Here is a 13,250-nt window from a genome sequence, read left to right as displayed (position 1 = left end):
GGCTGTAGATCTTATCCGATGAAGGTCTTGTAGGCGGCTTCTTCCATGTAGTCGTCCATCGGCGACAGGTCTTCGACCTTGAGCTTGAAGAACCAGGCATCGCCCTGTGGATCGTCATTCACCTTGCCGGGGGTCTCGGTCAGGGCCTGATTGACCTCGACCACTTCGCCGTCCAGCGGCGACAGGATGTCAGAGGCGGCCTTCACCGATTCAATCACCACGATTTCATCGTCTTTGGCAAATTCGTCGCCAACCTCGGGCAGTTCAATAAAGACCACATCCCCCAGCTGCTCGGCAGCATGGGCGGTGATGCCCACGGTCACAATATCGCCGTCCACGTCCAGCCATTCGTGTTCTTCGGTAAATTTCATCGCTCTCATCCCGTTATGCTTGCCCCGGAGCACCTTGCCCGGTGGTTTGATCTGGCCTTCCCGCCCCCAAAGGGAGCCGGATATTCGGGCCGGCTTGATCAGTGGGATCTGGTCAAGTCTCTCCGGCATCCCCGCGCGCGCACCCTGCCCGCCCGGTTCGATGCCCCCTCTGTCCGCTTGCCTGAGATCGTTATCCCTTCGGCGGCGCGGGCTCTCCCCGCGCTCTCTCCAGAGTCTTTCGTGCATAAGGTCCCTGCTGCCTGAGAGTTTCCGGGGCGGTTGCTCCTTCGGCACCGGGCTTACGCAGGGGCCCAAAAGCCCAACAGCGCCGCGACGGTTCTCCCATATACACAAGGCCACAAGTACCAGCGCGCCGGGGCGCGTTCAAGACGCAAATACGCCCCAGCTTGTCGCTTTTACTCATAACTATCTTGAGCGCCGTAAAAGGCGCTTCAGAACAGGTTGAAATACTCCGCCTGCTCCCACTCGCTGACGGTGTTGAGGTAGCGTTCCCATTCAAACCGTTTCAACTGTGCCAGGTAGCTGACAAACTCGGGCCCCAATGTGTCGGCAAACAGATCGGAGCTGGCAAAGCTGTCCAGCGCCTGCCCCAGCGAGCGCGGCAGCCGCGCGGCGCCGGCATCATAGGGGGAGCTGGTCGGCGCCGGGGCCTGCAGGCCCGCCGCCATCCCGGCAGCGCCCGCCAGGATCTGTGCGGCAATGGCAAAATAGGGATTGGCCGAGCTGTCAGGGGCGCGGTTTTCAATCCTTGAGGCGGCGTCTCCCGGCTGCATCAGGGCGCGCAGCATGGCGCCGCGATTGTCCTGCCCCCACTGGATGCGATCCGGCGCCAGTTGATAGGGCTGGTAGCGTTTATAACTGTTCACCGTTGGCGCGATCATCAGGGAGGAGGCCGCCGCATGGGTCAACAAACCCGCAATCCAGCCCGAGGCCTGCGCAGTCAGACTGCCATCCGCACCCGGCTCAAACAGATTACGCCCAGAGCAGCGCTCCAGCAGCGATTGATGCAGGTGCCAGCCATTGGCCATGGCGTTGTCCAGACGCGGCTTTGCCATAAAACTGGCGTGCAACCCGGCGCGGGCACAAAGCTCTTTGACCATGGTACGGAACATCACCATGGCATCGGCCTGCTCTAGCGCCGGCAGCGGCGCAAAGGTGAATTCAAACTGGCTCGGCCCCATCTCGATCTCGACCGATCGCACCTGTAGCCCCAGCGCCTGCGCATTGCGACGGATGTCATCCAACACCGCCTCACAGTCGCTGTAGCGGCTTTCGGTCAGGAACTGATGGCCCTGGGTCAGATTGCGGGTTGCCACCGGTGCGCCCGGCATGGTGCTTTGGCTGTGGTCCAGCGCCGCATCCAGCCGTTCAAAGATCTGAAACTCCACCTCCAGACCAAAAATCGCCTCCAGCCCCTGCGCATCCAGATCGGCAGCGGCCCGGCGCAGCACCTGGGCTGAGGAAAAGCTGATAGGGCTGCCATCGGTCTGCACCGGGTCGCACAGAATCCAGGCGGAATGCGGCGACCAGGGCAGCACTCGAAAGGTTTCCGGACGCGGCACCAACAGCACATCCCCGGCGCCGCGCATTGGCACAAAGACGCCACCATCGCCCTGCTCGGCCTCCCAGACCGCAAAGGCCGTGCGGTGTGACGTATCCTTGAGCAGCAGGGTCGAGGGCATGTTCAGCCCAGAGCGAAACACCCCCTCAAAGGCCTCCGCAACCAGGGTCTTGCCGCGCAGGATACCGTGCTGGTCGACAAACAGCACCCGCAGGGTTTCAATGTTTTCCGCCCGGGCCTTGGCCAGGACATCCTCTGCCAGCGCCAGCGCCTGCGGGGCAAGCAGCCCCATCCGTGCCAAGCGCCCCGTTGCAAGCCCTGTCGCCAGATCTTCAGCCATTGCACATTTCACCTTTTATTGCGGCACCAGCCCCCTGGCTGCCCCCGTGGTCCGTCTATCACCCTGCACTGATTGGTCGTCTAGACCTTGGCATCCCAGGAACAGGCGCCGCGACGCTGAAGATCAGCTTCCTGTGCGGCACGTTCCCAATCGCCATCCGGCGCAATCGAGTCATTGGAAACTGGCCCGAAAACGGTGGCAAGGTCCAGCCCGCCATACATCGGCAGATCCTCATCGCGCCCCTCTTTTACCGCAGCAATTGCAGCGCGCAACTGGCGACGGTAGCGGATGATGCCAACATCGGTCTTGCCCAAGTGTTCCTGCGTGCGGTCCTGAATGGCGCCCATGCTTTCAACCGCCCATTGGTCATGCACATTGATATCCAGCCCCATGCCGGTATAGGTCTCGCGCTGCTGCTCCTCCGGATCAAAGCCGTAGTTGTTATGGCGACCTTTCAGCGGCGCATAGTCCGGCAGGCGGTGTTCCTTGAGACGCTGTTCGCGCATCAGCGTCTTGTTCACCGGTTGGTCAAAACTGGTAAACATGGAATACCAATAGCAGGATTTGTCGTCGATCGGCACATGCCACTGGGTAATAGTCATCTCGCGCGACATCGGGATGCAGATCGCCTCCGGGAAGATCTGGTTGGTGATACGCACATGAGTGCGCCCATCGCCCAGATCGCGCAGGGCGGTGATCTTGAGCCCATGATCCGCCTCTTCGGCGGTGATTTCAGGGCGGGGGAAATCGCGCAGCAGCTTGGTCATCGGGATTTCGGTATTGCCAGCGGTGTCGCGGAACTGCTTGCCATAGGCCTCTGCCGGGTCTTCGTCCTGCAGGAACCGGTGCAGGAATGACGCATGCGCCGGGTCAATCCCCACCTCCATCGCCTGCAGCCAGTTGCAGTCCCACAACCCCTTGAAGGCAAAGACATGGCTGGAGGGCGCGCGGAAACAGTCCAGTGCGGGAAAGTCCGGCGGCGTGCCCGGCCCCATATAGGCCCAGATGATGCCGTTCTTTTCAACCACCGGGTAGGCGGTGCTTTGGATCTTCTCATGCATCCGGCTGCCCGCCGGTTCGCCGGGTTGTTCGACACATTGACCAGCGCGGTTGAAATGCCAGCCATGGAACGGGCAGCGCAACCCGTTGTCCTCCAGGCGGCCAAAGCACATATCGGCGCCGCGATGTGGACAGTGGCGCCCGATCAGGCCCAGCTCGCCCTCACTGTCGCGAAACAGCACCAGATCCTCCCCGAGCAGCCGCACCGGCACCACGGGGCGGACACCTTCCAGCTCATCCACCAAAGCCGCCGGTTGCCAGTAGCGCCGCAAAACCTCCCCGGCATCGCTGCCTTTGCCAACACGGGTGAGGCTATCGTTCAATTCCTGGCTGATCATGGCTGGCTCTATCCTTTGGCGTTGCGCACTGTGGATGGCGCTTTCGCGCCCTTGACAAAGTTCGTTAAACGTACTTATGTTTTTACATACGACCAATTTTTGTTGTGTGTTCCGACCATTGTCAAGGTCACAGCCAATAATCATTTTTGACAAGCGACAGGTTACATGACCAAACCAGTACAAGACCGAAATATTTCTTCCAGTTTTTCCAAAGGCCTGGCCGTTCTGGCCGTGTTTGATGCGGCCACGCCCAGCATGACCCTGGCAGAGATCGCCCGGCGCACCAACCAGGATCGCGCCACAGCGCGGCGCGGCGCGCTGACGCTGGTACAGGCGGGGTATCTGCGCCAACAGGGCCGCATGCTGTCCCTTACCCCCAGGGTTCTGGCCCTGGCCGGCGGCTTTTTGCAGGCCAATCAGTTTGGTCGCCGAATTCAACCCACCCTGAACCAACACGCGCGCGATCTGAAAAGTGAACTCAGCCTGGCGATACTGGATCAGGATCGGGTGCTGCTGCTGGCGCAATCCACCACCGAGAGCGGACCGGTCACCTTTGGCTTTACTGCGGGCGCGCATATCCCGCTGGTGCATACCAGCCTTGGCAGGATGCTGCTGGCCTGCCTGCCCCAGGAAGAGGCCGCCGAGCTGCTGCACCGCGTGGAGGTCCCGCGTCACACAGAGCAATCGATTCTGGACCGGGAGGTGATTATGCAACAGATCGCCGAGGCCCGCAGCTGCGGCTACTGCATCACCGACAGCGAGTTTGAACCCGGCATAGCTGGCTACGCGGTGGCGCTGTCACGACCCGGCAATACACCGGTGGTGCTGGGCAGTTCTGCGGCCAGTGGTCTACACCCAAACCGCCGCAGCGACGCGCTGATACAGGGGCTGCAGATCTGCGCCGCTGAGCTGCGCCAAACCAATGCCGTGGACGATCTCTGATCCAGCCTGCCCCAGATCCTGAACAGACCCTCGGCGTCTTTGGGTTTGTTGTTTTGCCATTTCCGGGCTTTTGTTCCGGACGCTGTCCAAAGCGGCCGCTGCACTGCCATTGCGGTGGCCGTTTTCAAAAAATTACGAAGGTAGTTATCGCCCTTGTGTTGCTTGGAGCGGCGCCCGGACACCCGCATATTGCCTGTGATCTGCCCCGATGGCAGCGACGGTATCGAGCAAGGACGCACCATGAGCCAAAGCAGCTATTTCACTCCCAAAGGCGGCCTCCCCGGCCAGCAGCAGCTGCTCACCGGGCGTGCGGTTTTCACCGATGCCTATGCGGTACTCCCGCGCGGCACCATGCGCGATATCACCACCTCTTTCCTGCCCGGCTGGACTGGCATGCGCATGTGGGTCATCGCGCGCCCCATGAGCGGTTTTTCCGAGACCTTCTCGCAATATATTGTGGAACTTCAGCCGGGGGGCGGCTCTGACTGCCCTGAAACTGATGCCTCAGCCCAGAGCGGACTGTTTGTCACCGAAGGCACACTGCAGCTGACCATAGACGGCGCAGAACATAGCCTCACTGCGGGCAGCTTTGCCTATCTGCCCGCTGGCAGCGCCTGGCAGCTGCACAACAGCAGCAAAGCCAGTGCCAGTTTCCACTGGATCCGCAAGCGCTGGCAATCCGCCCCCGGTCTCGACAAACCCCGGGCTTTTGTCTGCAACGAGCAGGACATCGCCCCCAATGCGATGCCCGACACCGAAGGCCGCTGGGCCACCACCCGGTTTATGGATCCCGAAGACATGTCCCACGACATGCATGTGACAATTGTCACCTTTCAGCCCGGCGGCGTCATCCCCTTTGAGGAAACCCATGTGATGGAGCACGGGCTTTATGTGCTGGAGGGCAAGGCGGTTTACCTGCTGAACAAAGACTGGGTCGAGGTCGAAGCCGGGGACTTCATGTGGCTGCGTGCCTTCTGCCCACAGGCCTGCTATGCCGCCGGACCGGGGCCTTTCCGCTACTTGCTGTACAAAGATGTCAACCGGCACATGCCCCTGAGCCTGTAAGCAGAGCCCGTCGCCTGTCCCGTAGCCTGCACCCTGTAGGCTGCGCCTGCCCCGATGGCCAGCCCCCCAAAGCCTGTGCGGCCGGACTGGAAACAACCCCTGGTGCGGTCATAGCCCCTGCCGGGTTCTTTGTGCCGCGGGCAGAGATCACCATTGCAAAGCGCCGATGCGACGCTAGGCTGGCGGCAGATTTCTTTGACCGCCGGAGCTGTTCCTGATGATCCCCCGCCCCCTGCCCCATCCCCTGCTCTATCCCCGCCCCCGTCCACTGCCGCGCGCGCGGACCGCTGCCCAAGCCCTGACGCTTGGTCTGTGCCTGACGCTCGCCACCTGCCTGATGCCGACCGGGTCCGGGGCCAAGGAGGCATCAGCGGCAAAACACGTCACCGTTCTGGGACGCAACTGGGTTGTCGCTCCCGCGGAACAGGCGCCGGGGCTGTATCGCGCGGTTCGGCTCAACACCGAGCTACAGCCCAATCGCCCGCCTGCGGTGCTCAGCGCCCGCCAGGCAGTGCGGGCCTTTCGCAAAGCAACCGGCTGCAGCGCCAATCTCGACTCGCTGTATCGCAACATCACGGGGGCCTATTTTGCCACCCTGATCTGTCCCCGTAAATAATATCACCCATGTAGCCACCAGGCGCCGGTTTGATCTTGATCGGCCAAGGTAAATCCCCTGAACAGATCCCGGTGCACTGCCCCCATCCCCGGGGGAGCCGGAACGCTAAAGAGTTGCGCTTATGAAAATTGCCATCAATGGGTTTGGCCGCATCGGTCGCGCCATTTTGCGCCAGATCCTCACCACGACGCGCGGCGAGGCCGTCGAGATCGCCCTGATCAATGACATCGCCCCCTTGGATATCTGCGCCTATCTGTTTCAATACGACAGCACCTTTGGCCCCTTCCCCCATGCGGTGACCCATGGGGACGGCACGCTGAGCGTGCTGGAGCAGAAAATCCCGTTTCGCCATGAGGCCGATCTCACCCGGGTCGATCTGTCCGGGGTGGATGTGGTGCTGGACTGCACCGGCATTGCCCGCAGCTCGGATGTTGCGCAGCGTGGCCTGGCGGCGGGGGCCACGAAGGTCTTGATCTCAGGTCCCTCGCCCGCCGCAGAGCAGACGGTGGTCTATGGCGCCAATGAGGACCAGTTGGGAGCGGCGCGGATTGTCTCCAACGCCTCCTGCACCACCAATGGGCTGGCCCCGCTGGTCAAACTGGTGGATGAGATCGGCGGCATTGTCAGCGCCCATATGACCACCATCCATTGCTACACCAACTCGCAGCCCATGGTTGATGCGCCACGGGGCGATTTTGCCCGCTCGCGGGCGGGCGCCCTGTCGATGGTGCCAACGACCTCCTCGGCCACCCATCTGATCGACGAGGTGCTGCCGCATCTCAAAGGCCGGATCAGCGGCGCGGCCGTGCGGGTGCCCACCGCCAGCGTATCGGCGGTGGATCTGGTGGCGCAGCTGCACAGCCCGGTTGAGGAGCACCGTTTCATCGCAGCCCTGCAGGCCGGTTGCGCGGCATCCGAAGTGCTGGGCTGGACCGACATGCCACTGGTGTCGTCAGATTTGCGGGCGCGGCCAGAATCCCTGGTGCTTGCAGCGCCGGAAATCCGACGGGTTGGCGACCAGCAAGTCAGGGTCTTTGGCTGGTATGATAATGAGTGGGGCTTTTCGGCGCGAATGCTGGATGTCGCCCGCCTGATGGCCCGCCCCTAAGAAGCCAAAGCCCAGCTCTCCCGCCCGTCGCTGCCGCAGCACAGCTGCAGCGCTCCCGTTGGGCCCAGCGCCGCGCTTCGCGCGGCGCGGCCACGCCCTATGGAAAAAGCAGTTTCTTGCCGCATCCTGGGTCAAGGGCAGCCTTGGCTGCCGCGCGCAAGCGCGGTTCACCCTTGAGGCAGGATGCGGCGCCACAGGCTTGAAAGGGTTCTGAAGGGGCAAACCCGCCCCTTCAGAACCTCTCAGCAAAAGAAAAGCGCCGCGCGTCAGCGCGGCGCTGGGCCCAACTAAACTGGTCCAATCTTTGATTGGTTCAGTTTGGACGGGAGCTCCCCCTTTTTTGGTTTCTAAAAACCCTACTCTCCAGGCAGGCTGCCATCACCATGCCCTGCCATGCCGCCAGAGACTTCTTCGGTGGCTTCATCCGCCAATTCTGCAGGCAGGACCAGGTTCAAGACGATTGCAATCAATGCAGCCGGTAGCAAGCCACTGGTCATCAGCACCTTCAGCGTGCCCGGCAGATATTGCACCGCCCCCGGCTCCAACTGCAGCCCCAGACCAACCGACAAAGATATGGCAAAGATCACCATATTGCGCCGGTTCCAGTTCACATCGGACAGCATCGAAATCCCGGCAGCCACAACCATGCCAAACATCACGATGACACCGCCTCCAAGCACCTCAATCGGAATGGTGCGAATGATCGCTCCGACCTTGGGCACCAGACCACACAGGATCAGGAACAGCGCCCCGATGGTGACCACATGGCGGCTCATCACGCCGGTCATGGCGATCAGTCCGACGTTCTGGCTGAACGAGGTATTTGGCAAACCTCCAAAAATCCCGGCCACTGCCGAGCCAATACCATCGGCAAAGGTAGCCCCGGTGATTTCCTCTTCCGTGGCCTCCCGCTTGGCGCCACCACGGGTGATCCCGCTGACATCACCAACGGTCTCTACTGCTGACACAAAGGCCATCAGACAAAAGCCCAGAATGGCTGCAAAAGAGAACTCAAACCCGTATTTGAACGGCACCGGCAGGGCAAAACTTGCCGCCCGCGACCAGCTGCTGCCAATCGCCTCGACCGTCACCATGCCCATCATCAGCGCGTAGATATAGCCCACAATCAGACCCAACAGCACCGCCGAAACCGACAGCATGCCGCGGGCAAAAAACTTAAGCCCCAGGGTGGCAAAGATCACCACCAAGGCCGCCGACCAATTCAACAAGGAGCCATATTCAGGCGTGCCAATCGCAGGCACCCCGCCGGCCGCATACTGAATGCCAACCTTGACCAGTGCCAGACCGATCATGGTCACCACCAGCCCTGTCAGAGCTATGCGGGAGTTTGGGTGATGGCGTGATTTGAAGGGCGGCGTATTGTGGCGGTGTAAAAGCCAGCCAGAACCTCACAAGGAGCAATACGCCATGAAGAACGATACAGACATTCTGCCATTTCGCCAATCGGATTCGATCACAGATCCATTGACCGAGCTTGCGCGGGAAGGGGCGCGGCGCATGCTGGCGGAGGCATTGAAAGCCGAAGCTGATGCTTTTGTCGCCAGTTTCGCCGATGACCGACTGGAGGATGGCCGCCAACGGATTGTGCGGCATGGATTTGGACCAGAACGTCAGATCCAGACGGGGATTGGCGCACTGGATGTGCAGCGACCGAAGGTGCGCGACCGGAAGGCGACCCCTGATGCAGCCTCAAAAGTCCGCTTCACGTCGAACATATTGCCCAAATGGGCGCGCCGCTCGGTCAGTCTGGATGCGCTTTTGCCGGTGCTTTACCTGAAAGGTATCTCAACCGGCGATTTCCAGGAGGCGCTGTCAGCCATTTTAGGGGCTGATGCACCCAACCTGTCGCCCAGCGTACTGGCCCGCCTGACAGCGGGTTGGCAGACAGATTATGACAGCTGGGCGCAGCGAGATCTATCGGCTCGTCACTACGTCTACATCTGGGCGGATGGTGTCTATCTTCAGGCGCGGATGGAAGAAAATGCCGAGTGTATGTTGGTGATCATTGGCGCGACACCGGAGGGTAAGAAGGAACTGCTCGGCTTTCAGGTCGGCCTTCGAGAGAGCACGCAGAGCTGGCACGAGTTGCTGACTGACATCAAGAAGCGCGGACTGTCCGTCGCGCCCGAGATCGCGGTTGGCGATGGGGCCATGGGCTTCTGGAACGCGCTGGATAAGGCGTTTCCAAGCACAAAACACCAGAGATGCTGGGTACATAAGGTGAAAAATGTGCTGAACTATTTTCCCAAGCAAATGGGACCCGGCGTGAAGTCGGATCTGGACAACATTCAGCACGCCGACACCCGTGCTGCCGCAATATTTGCCTTGGATACTTTCAAAGACAAATATGGCGTGAAATACGAAAAAGGTGTGGCCTGTCTGATCAAGGACAAGGACGCGATGCTGGCATTCTTCGACTTCCCGGCCGAGCATTGGGGCCATCTGCGCACCTCGAATCCCATCGAGAGCGTCTTCGCAACGGTGCGGCATAGAACGGTGCGCACCAAAGGCGCACTCTCGCAAAAGACCGCAAAACTGATGGTCTTCACCCTCATCCAGTCCGCATCGAAAACATGGCTGCGCCTCAAAGGCAGAAATCAGTTGCCAAAAGTCATCGAAGGAATCAAATTCAACGACGGCGTCGAAGTGAAGAATGACGCCAAAAACCGCGCCGCCTGATGACGCGCGTCACCCAAATTCAAGCATAGCTCGCCCTGTCACCAGCGGCGGCAGCGCAAAGCGGATCTTGCCGATCACCAGCCCCAGCAGACCATGGAAGATACCGCCAATCAGCACCCCACCATAGAGCGCCGCCAGGCCATCGACGCCCTTGCCCGCCACCAGCGGGATCATGATCGGCAAAAAGGCAAAGGATGTCCCCTGCACAATCGGCAGCGCCGCCCCCACAGGTCCCAGGGTCACAGTCTGCAACAGGGTCGCCACCCCGGCAAAGAGCATCGACATCTGGATCAGATACAGCAGCTCCGGAAAGTCCGGCGAATTGGAGCCAAAGCCAAAGCCCGCCGCCCCCGCCACGATGATCGCCGGGGTGACATTGGAGACAAACATTGCCAGCACATGCTGGATGCCCAGCGGCACCGCACGCGCCAGCGGTGGAGTGTAATTCGGATCCCGCAGTTGCGCAGGTGTTCCTAAAGCGCCATCAGCCATTTTCATATTCCCTCGTTCTGTTGGTTTTCAAGATCGCCACCTTCTTTGGGTGATCCCTCTCGTCGTTGTCAGCTTCGCTCCACCACAAAAGGCGTCTCGAACCAGTGTTCCTGCAGGTTGGCGCCAGCACCAATGCGATCCACAACCGCAAACAGCCCCGGCGCCTGCAAAGGTGTCAGAACCCCGTGCCAGGTGCCGCGGTGAAAATTCACCGCCTGTCCCGGCTGGGTCTCAAAGGCCAGTGGTGTGCCGGGCGTGCCGCCCGCATCCGGGGCGACGATCACCAAAAACCCGTGTTCGCTCATCGGAATAAAGGCCTGACTGCCCTGCGGGTGGCGCTCCATCATCGTCAGCGCCAGCGGCAGGGTGCGGGGTTCCGCATTGAACAGGCTCAGCCCCGCCCGGCCGTCACAGAAATCCATCTGCGCCAGGTCATGGTAGCGACCGCAAAGCCCCTGATTGATGATCTTGTCCGGCGCGCCAGTGACCTGCAGCAGATCGCCAAAAGGGGCAAACCCCGCTGCGCTTATCGGCTGAATGGCGATCTTGTTCTCCGGTGCGCTCATGCTGGCACCAGATCGCGCAGGCGGAACTCGGCAATGCGCTCCACCTGCTTGCAGGCTTCGGCAAATTCCTCGGCGCGGCTGTTGTCGATGCGCCGTTCAAAGGCCGCCAGGATCGAGGCCTTGTCGTAGTCCCGCACCGCAATGATGAAGGGAAAGCCGTGTTTGTCCACATAGGCGCTGTTGAGCGCACTAAACCGCTGCCGCTCCGCATCTGTCAGCGCATCCAGCCCAGCGCTGGCCTGCTCCGTGGTGCTCTCTGCGGTCAGTCGTTTGGCCGCCGCCAGTTTTCCCGCCAGATCCGGGTGCGCGGTCAAAACGCCCAGGCGTTCGTCCTCGCTGGCAGAGCGGAACATCCGGCACAGGGCATTATGCACCCCCCCTGCGGTGTCATGCGCCGGGCCCAGCTCCAGCCCATGGGCGCGCTCGGCAATCCAGGGGGAGTGCTCAAAGATACCGCCAAAGACCTCGACAAACCGCGCAAGATCCATCTGGCTGGCGCGCTCAAAGCGCTGATGCGGATGCATCTTGGCCCAATGGTCGGCGATCTCGATGCGGCGCGGGCACCAGACATGATCAAAGCCCTGAATATACTCAAGAAACTTCTTCAACCCTGCCGCCTTGCCAGGGCGGCCAATCAGCCGACAGTGCAACCCGACGCTCATCATCTTGGGCGCGCCATTTGCCCCCTCGGCATAGAGCAGGTCAAAGGCGTCCTTCAGATACTGAAAGAACTGTTCGCCAGTGATATAACCTGGTGCGGTGGCAAAGCGCATATCATTGGCTTCCAGCGTGTAAGGGATCACCAGCTGGTCGCGCGCACCGACCTCCAGCCAATAGGGCAGATCGTCATCATAGGTGTCCGAGACATAGTCAAAGCCGCCCTCTTCTGCCACCAGCCGCACCGTATTGGCGCTGCAGCGGCCAGTGTACCAGCCACGCGGCCGCTCCCCGACCACTTCGGTATGCAGTCGCACCGCCTCGGCAATGGCCGCGCGCTCGTCTTCCGGGGCCATATCTTTGTGCTCGACCCATTTCAGGCCATGGCTGGCGATCTCCCAGCCGGCAGATTTCATCGCCGCCACCTGCTCGGGAGAGCGCGCCAGCGCCGTCGCCACGCCATAAATTGTCAGCGGAATCCCGGCAGCGGTGAACATGTCATGCAGCCGCCAAAACCCAGCCCGCGCGCCATATTCATATATCGATTCCATATTCCAGTGCCGTTGCCCCGGCCAGGGCGCAGCCCCGGCAATATCGGACAAAAAGGCCTCGGACGCGGGGTCGTCATGCAGGGTGCAATTCTCGCCGCCCTCTTCGTAGTTCAGCACAAATTGCACCGCCACCCGGGCCGCTCCCGGCCAGGCTGCGTTTGGAGCCTGCGCCCCGTAGCCAATCATATTGCGCGGATATCTGTTCATGCGCTGCGTCTCTTTCTTAACCTCTGTCCACCGCTCTGTCGTCAAAAACGGCAAAACCGGCCTATTCTCTCTTGCTATTGTAAAAGGCGCGGCTTCTTTTTCAAATATTCCCGAATACACTGTCAAAGCAGCGGTGTTTGCAGCAAAATCCATAGTCATGCAGGAAAATGCAGCACACATCTCACGGAGCGCCTCTGAAATGACCGGATATCTGACCACCCATGTTCTGGACACCGCCCAGGGCAGCCCTGCCGCCAATCTGCCCATCACTCTCTACCGGATCGACGGCGACAGCCGCCACCAGCTGGCCCAGATGAATACCAATGCCGATGGGCGCACCGACAGCCCCATCCTACCCCAGGACCAGTTCACCCCCGGCACCTACGAGCTGGTGTTTGACGCAGGCGCCTATCTGCGCGCCAGCGGCCAGGCCGGTGATCAGGCCAGCACCGATCCCCTTTTTCTCGATCAAGTGCCCATTCGCTTTGGCATCAGTGATGCAGAGGCCCATTATCACGTGCCCCTGCTGCTCTCACCCTTTGGCTATTCCACCTATCGCGGCAGCTGACCCACGCACTTTGCCCCGACCCTCTGTTTTGACCGGGTCAAGGGCGGCGCAGCCGCCGGGCTCTGCCCGGCTTGCCCTTGAGGCGGGC

The 13,250-nt window shown here is 61.1% G+C and carries 10 protein-coding genes, 3 pseudogenes and 1 riboswitch; of the genes and pseudogenes, 6 read left to right on the top strand and 7 right to left on the bottom strand.

The genetic code is table 11. The features are described from left to right. Nucleotides 1–11: 11 nt before the first annotated feature. From gcvH to JZI28_RS03275, 3 genes are all read right to left on the bottom strand, one after another. Nucleotides 12–371: a glycine cleavage system protein GcvH gene (gcvH, locus tag JZI28_RS03285; RefSeq protein ID WP_295447523.1), complete on the bottom strand. Its 360-nt coding sequence runs from the start codon at nt 369–371 to the stop codon at nt 12–14. Nucleotides 372–530: 159 nt separating this feature from the next. Beyond that, nucleotides 531–613: riboswitch (glycine riboswitch) on the bottom strand. 210 nt (nt 614–823) lie between these two features. Next, nucleotides 824–2,293, bottom strand: a complete 1,470-nt coding sequence (locus JZI28_RS03280; RefSeq protein WP_375699232.1) for a glutamine synthetase family protein — start codon at nt 2,291–2,293, stop codon at nt 824–826. An 80-nt stretch (nt 2,294–2,373) separates the two neighbouring features. Continuing rightward, a complete protein-coding gene (locus JZI28_RS03275) occupies nt 2,374–3,690 on the bottom strand; it encodes a Rieske 2Fe-2S domain-containing protein (RefSeq protein WP_375699231.1) in 1,317 nt (438 codons plus the stop codon). A gap of 165 nt (nt 3,691–3,855) precedes the next feature. On the opposite strand from JZI28_RS03275, the gene JZI28_RS03270 reads away from it, so the two are divergent. The 4 genes from JZI28_RS03270 to JZI28_RS03255 all read left to right on the top strand — a co-directional run bounded on the left by JZI28_RS03270 (nt 3,856) and on the right by JZI28_RS03255 (nt 7,421). Beyond that, nucleotides 3,856–4,632, top strand: coding sequence for an IclR family transcriptional regulator (locus JZI28_RS03270; RefSeq protein WP_375699230.1), 777 nt, complete (start codon nt 3,856–3,858; stop codon nt 4,630–4,632). Between the two features lie 240 nt (nt 4,633–4,872). Beyond that, nucleotides 4,873–5,697 carry a bifunctional allantoicase/(S)-ureidoglycine aminohydrolase gene (locus JZI28_RS03265; protein ID WP_375699229.1) on the top strand — a complete coding sequence of 275 codons (825 nt, stop codon included), beginning with the start codon at nt 4,873–4,875 and terminating at the stop codon, nt 5,695–5,697. A 217-nt stretch (nt 5,698–5,914) separates the two neighbouring features. Then, nucleotides 5,915–6,313: a hypothetical protein gene (locus JZI28_RS03260; RefSeq protein WP_375699228.1), complete on the top strand. Its 399-nt coding sequence runs from the start codon at nt 5,915–5,917 to the stop codon at nt 6,311–6,313. 121 nt (nt 6,314–6,434) lie between these two features. Further along, nucleotides 6,435–7,421, top strand: coding sequence for a type I glyceraldehyde-3-phosphate dehydrogenase (locus JZI28_RS03255; protein ID WP_375699227.1), 987 nt, complete (start codon nt 6,435–6,437; stop codon nt 7,419–7,421). A 356-nt stretch (nt 7,422–7,777) separates the two neighbouring features. Here JZI28_RS03255 and JZI28_RS03250 read toward each other — a convergent pair. Beyond that, nucleotides 7,778–8,755: pseudogene (locus tag JZI28_RS03250) on the bottom strand (solute carrier family 23 protein); the annotation flags it as partial. A 53-nt stretch (nt 8,756–8,808) separates the two neighbouring features. Between JZI28_RS03250 and JZI28_RS03245 the strand changes: the two are divergent. Further along, a pseudogene (locus tag JZI28_RS03245) lies at nt 8,809–10,121 on the top strand (IS256 family transposase); the annotation flags it as partial. Between the two features lie 12 nt (nt 10,122–10,133). On the opposite strand, the pseudogene JZI28_RS03240 reads toward JZI28_RS03245, so the two are convergent. The 3 genes and pseudogenes from JZI28_RS03240 to puuE form a co-directional block, all read right to left on the bottom strand. Then, nucleotides 10,134–10,613 (bottom strand): annotated as a pseudogene (locus JZI28_RS03240) (solute carrier family 23 protein); the annotation flags it as partial. Between the two features lie 68 nt (nt 10,614–10,681). Then, the gene (locus JZI28_RS03235; protein ID WP_375699226.1) at nt 10,682–11,179 is read right to left on the bottom strand and encodes an ureidoglycolate lyase; all 498 of its coding nucleotides are present in this window, start codon (nt 11,177–11,179) and stop codon (nt 10,682–10,684) included. After that, nucleotides 11,176–12,594: an allantoinase PuuE gene (gene puuE, locus JZI28_RS03230; protein WP_375699225.1), complete on the bottom strand. Its 1,419-nt coding sequence runs from the start codon at nt 12,592–12,594 to the stop codon at nt 11,176–11,178. Before puuE ends, JZI28_RS03235 begins: the two co-directional genes overlap by 4 nt. Before the next feature lie 199 nt (nt 12,595–12,793). Between puuE and uraH the strand changes: the two genes are divergently transcribed. Then, a complete protein-coding gene (uraH, locus tag JZI28_RS03225; protein ID WP_375699224.1) occupies nt 12,794–13,162 on the top strand; it encodes a hydroxyisourate hydrolase in 369 nt (122 codons plus the stop codon). Nucleotides 13,163–13,250 lie beyond the last annotated feature (88 nt).

Source organism: Pseudophaeobacter sp. TrK17, from assembly GCF_042192375.1.
In the GTDB taxonomy this organism is placed as follows: domain Bacteria; phylum Pseudomonadota; class Alphaproteobacteria; order Rhodobacterales; family Rhodobacteraceae; genus Pseudophaeobacter.
This window is presented reverse-complemented; position numbering and strand designations above follow the sequence as displayed.

What these genes read in the sequence shown, in the direction of transcription:
- gcvH (WP_295447523.1), bottom strand. Translation starts at nt 371, where the DNA reads ATGAAATTTACCGAAGAACACGAATGGCTGGACGTGGACGGCGATATT.
- JZI28_RS03280 (WP_375699232.1), bottom strand. Translation starts at nt 2,293, where the DNA reads ATGGCTGAAGATCTGGCGACAGGGCTTGCAACGGGGCGCTTGGCACGG.
- JZI28_RS03275 (WP_375699231.1), bottom strand. Translation starts at nt 3,690, where the DNA reads ATGATCAGCCAGGAATTGAACGATAGCCTCACCCGTGTTGGCAAAGGC.
- JZI28_RS03270 (WP_375699230.1), top strand. Translation starts at nt 3,856, where the DNA reads ATGACCAAACCAGTACAAGACCGAAATATTTCTTCCAGTTTTTCCAAA.
- JZI28_RS03265 (WP_375699229.1), top strand. Translation starts at nt 4,873, where the DNA reads ATGAGCCAAAGCAGCTATTTCACTCCCAAAGGCGGCCTCCCCGGCCAG.
- JZI28_RS03260 (WP_375699228.1), top strand. Translation starts at nt 5,915, where the DNA reads ATGATCCCCCGCCCCCTGCCCCATCCCCTGCTCTATCCCCGCCCCCGT.
- JZI28_RS03255 (WP_375699227.1), top strand. Translation starts at nt 6,435, where the DNA reads ATGAAAATTGCCATCAATGGGTTTGGCCGCATCGGTCGCGCCATTTTG.
- JZI28_RS03235 (WP_375699226.1), bottom strand. Translation starts at nt 11,179, where the DNA reads ATGAGCGCACCGGAGAACAAGATCGCCATTCAGCCGATAAGCGCAGCG.
- puuE (WP_375699225.1), bottom strand. Translation starts at nt 12,594, where the DNA reads ATGAACAGATATCCGCGCAATATGATTGGCTACGGGGCGCAGGCTCCA.
- uraH (WP_375699224.1), top strand. Translation starts at nt 12,794, where the DNA reads ATGACCGGATATCTGACCACCCATGTTCTGGACACCGCCCAGGGCAGC.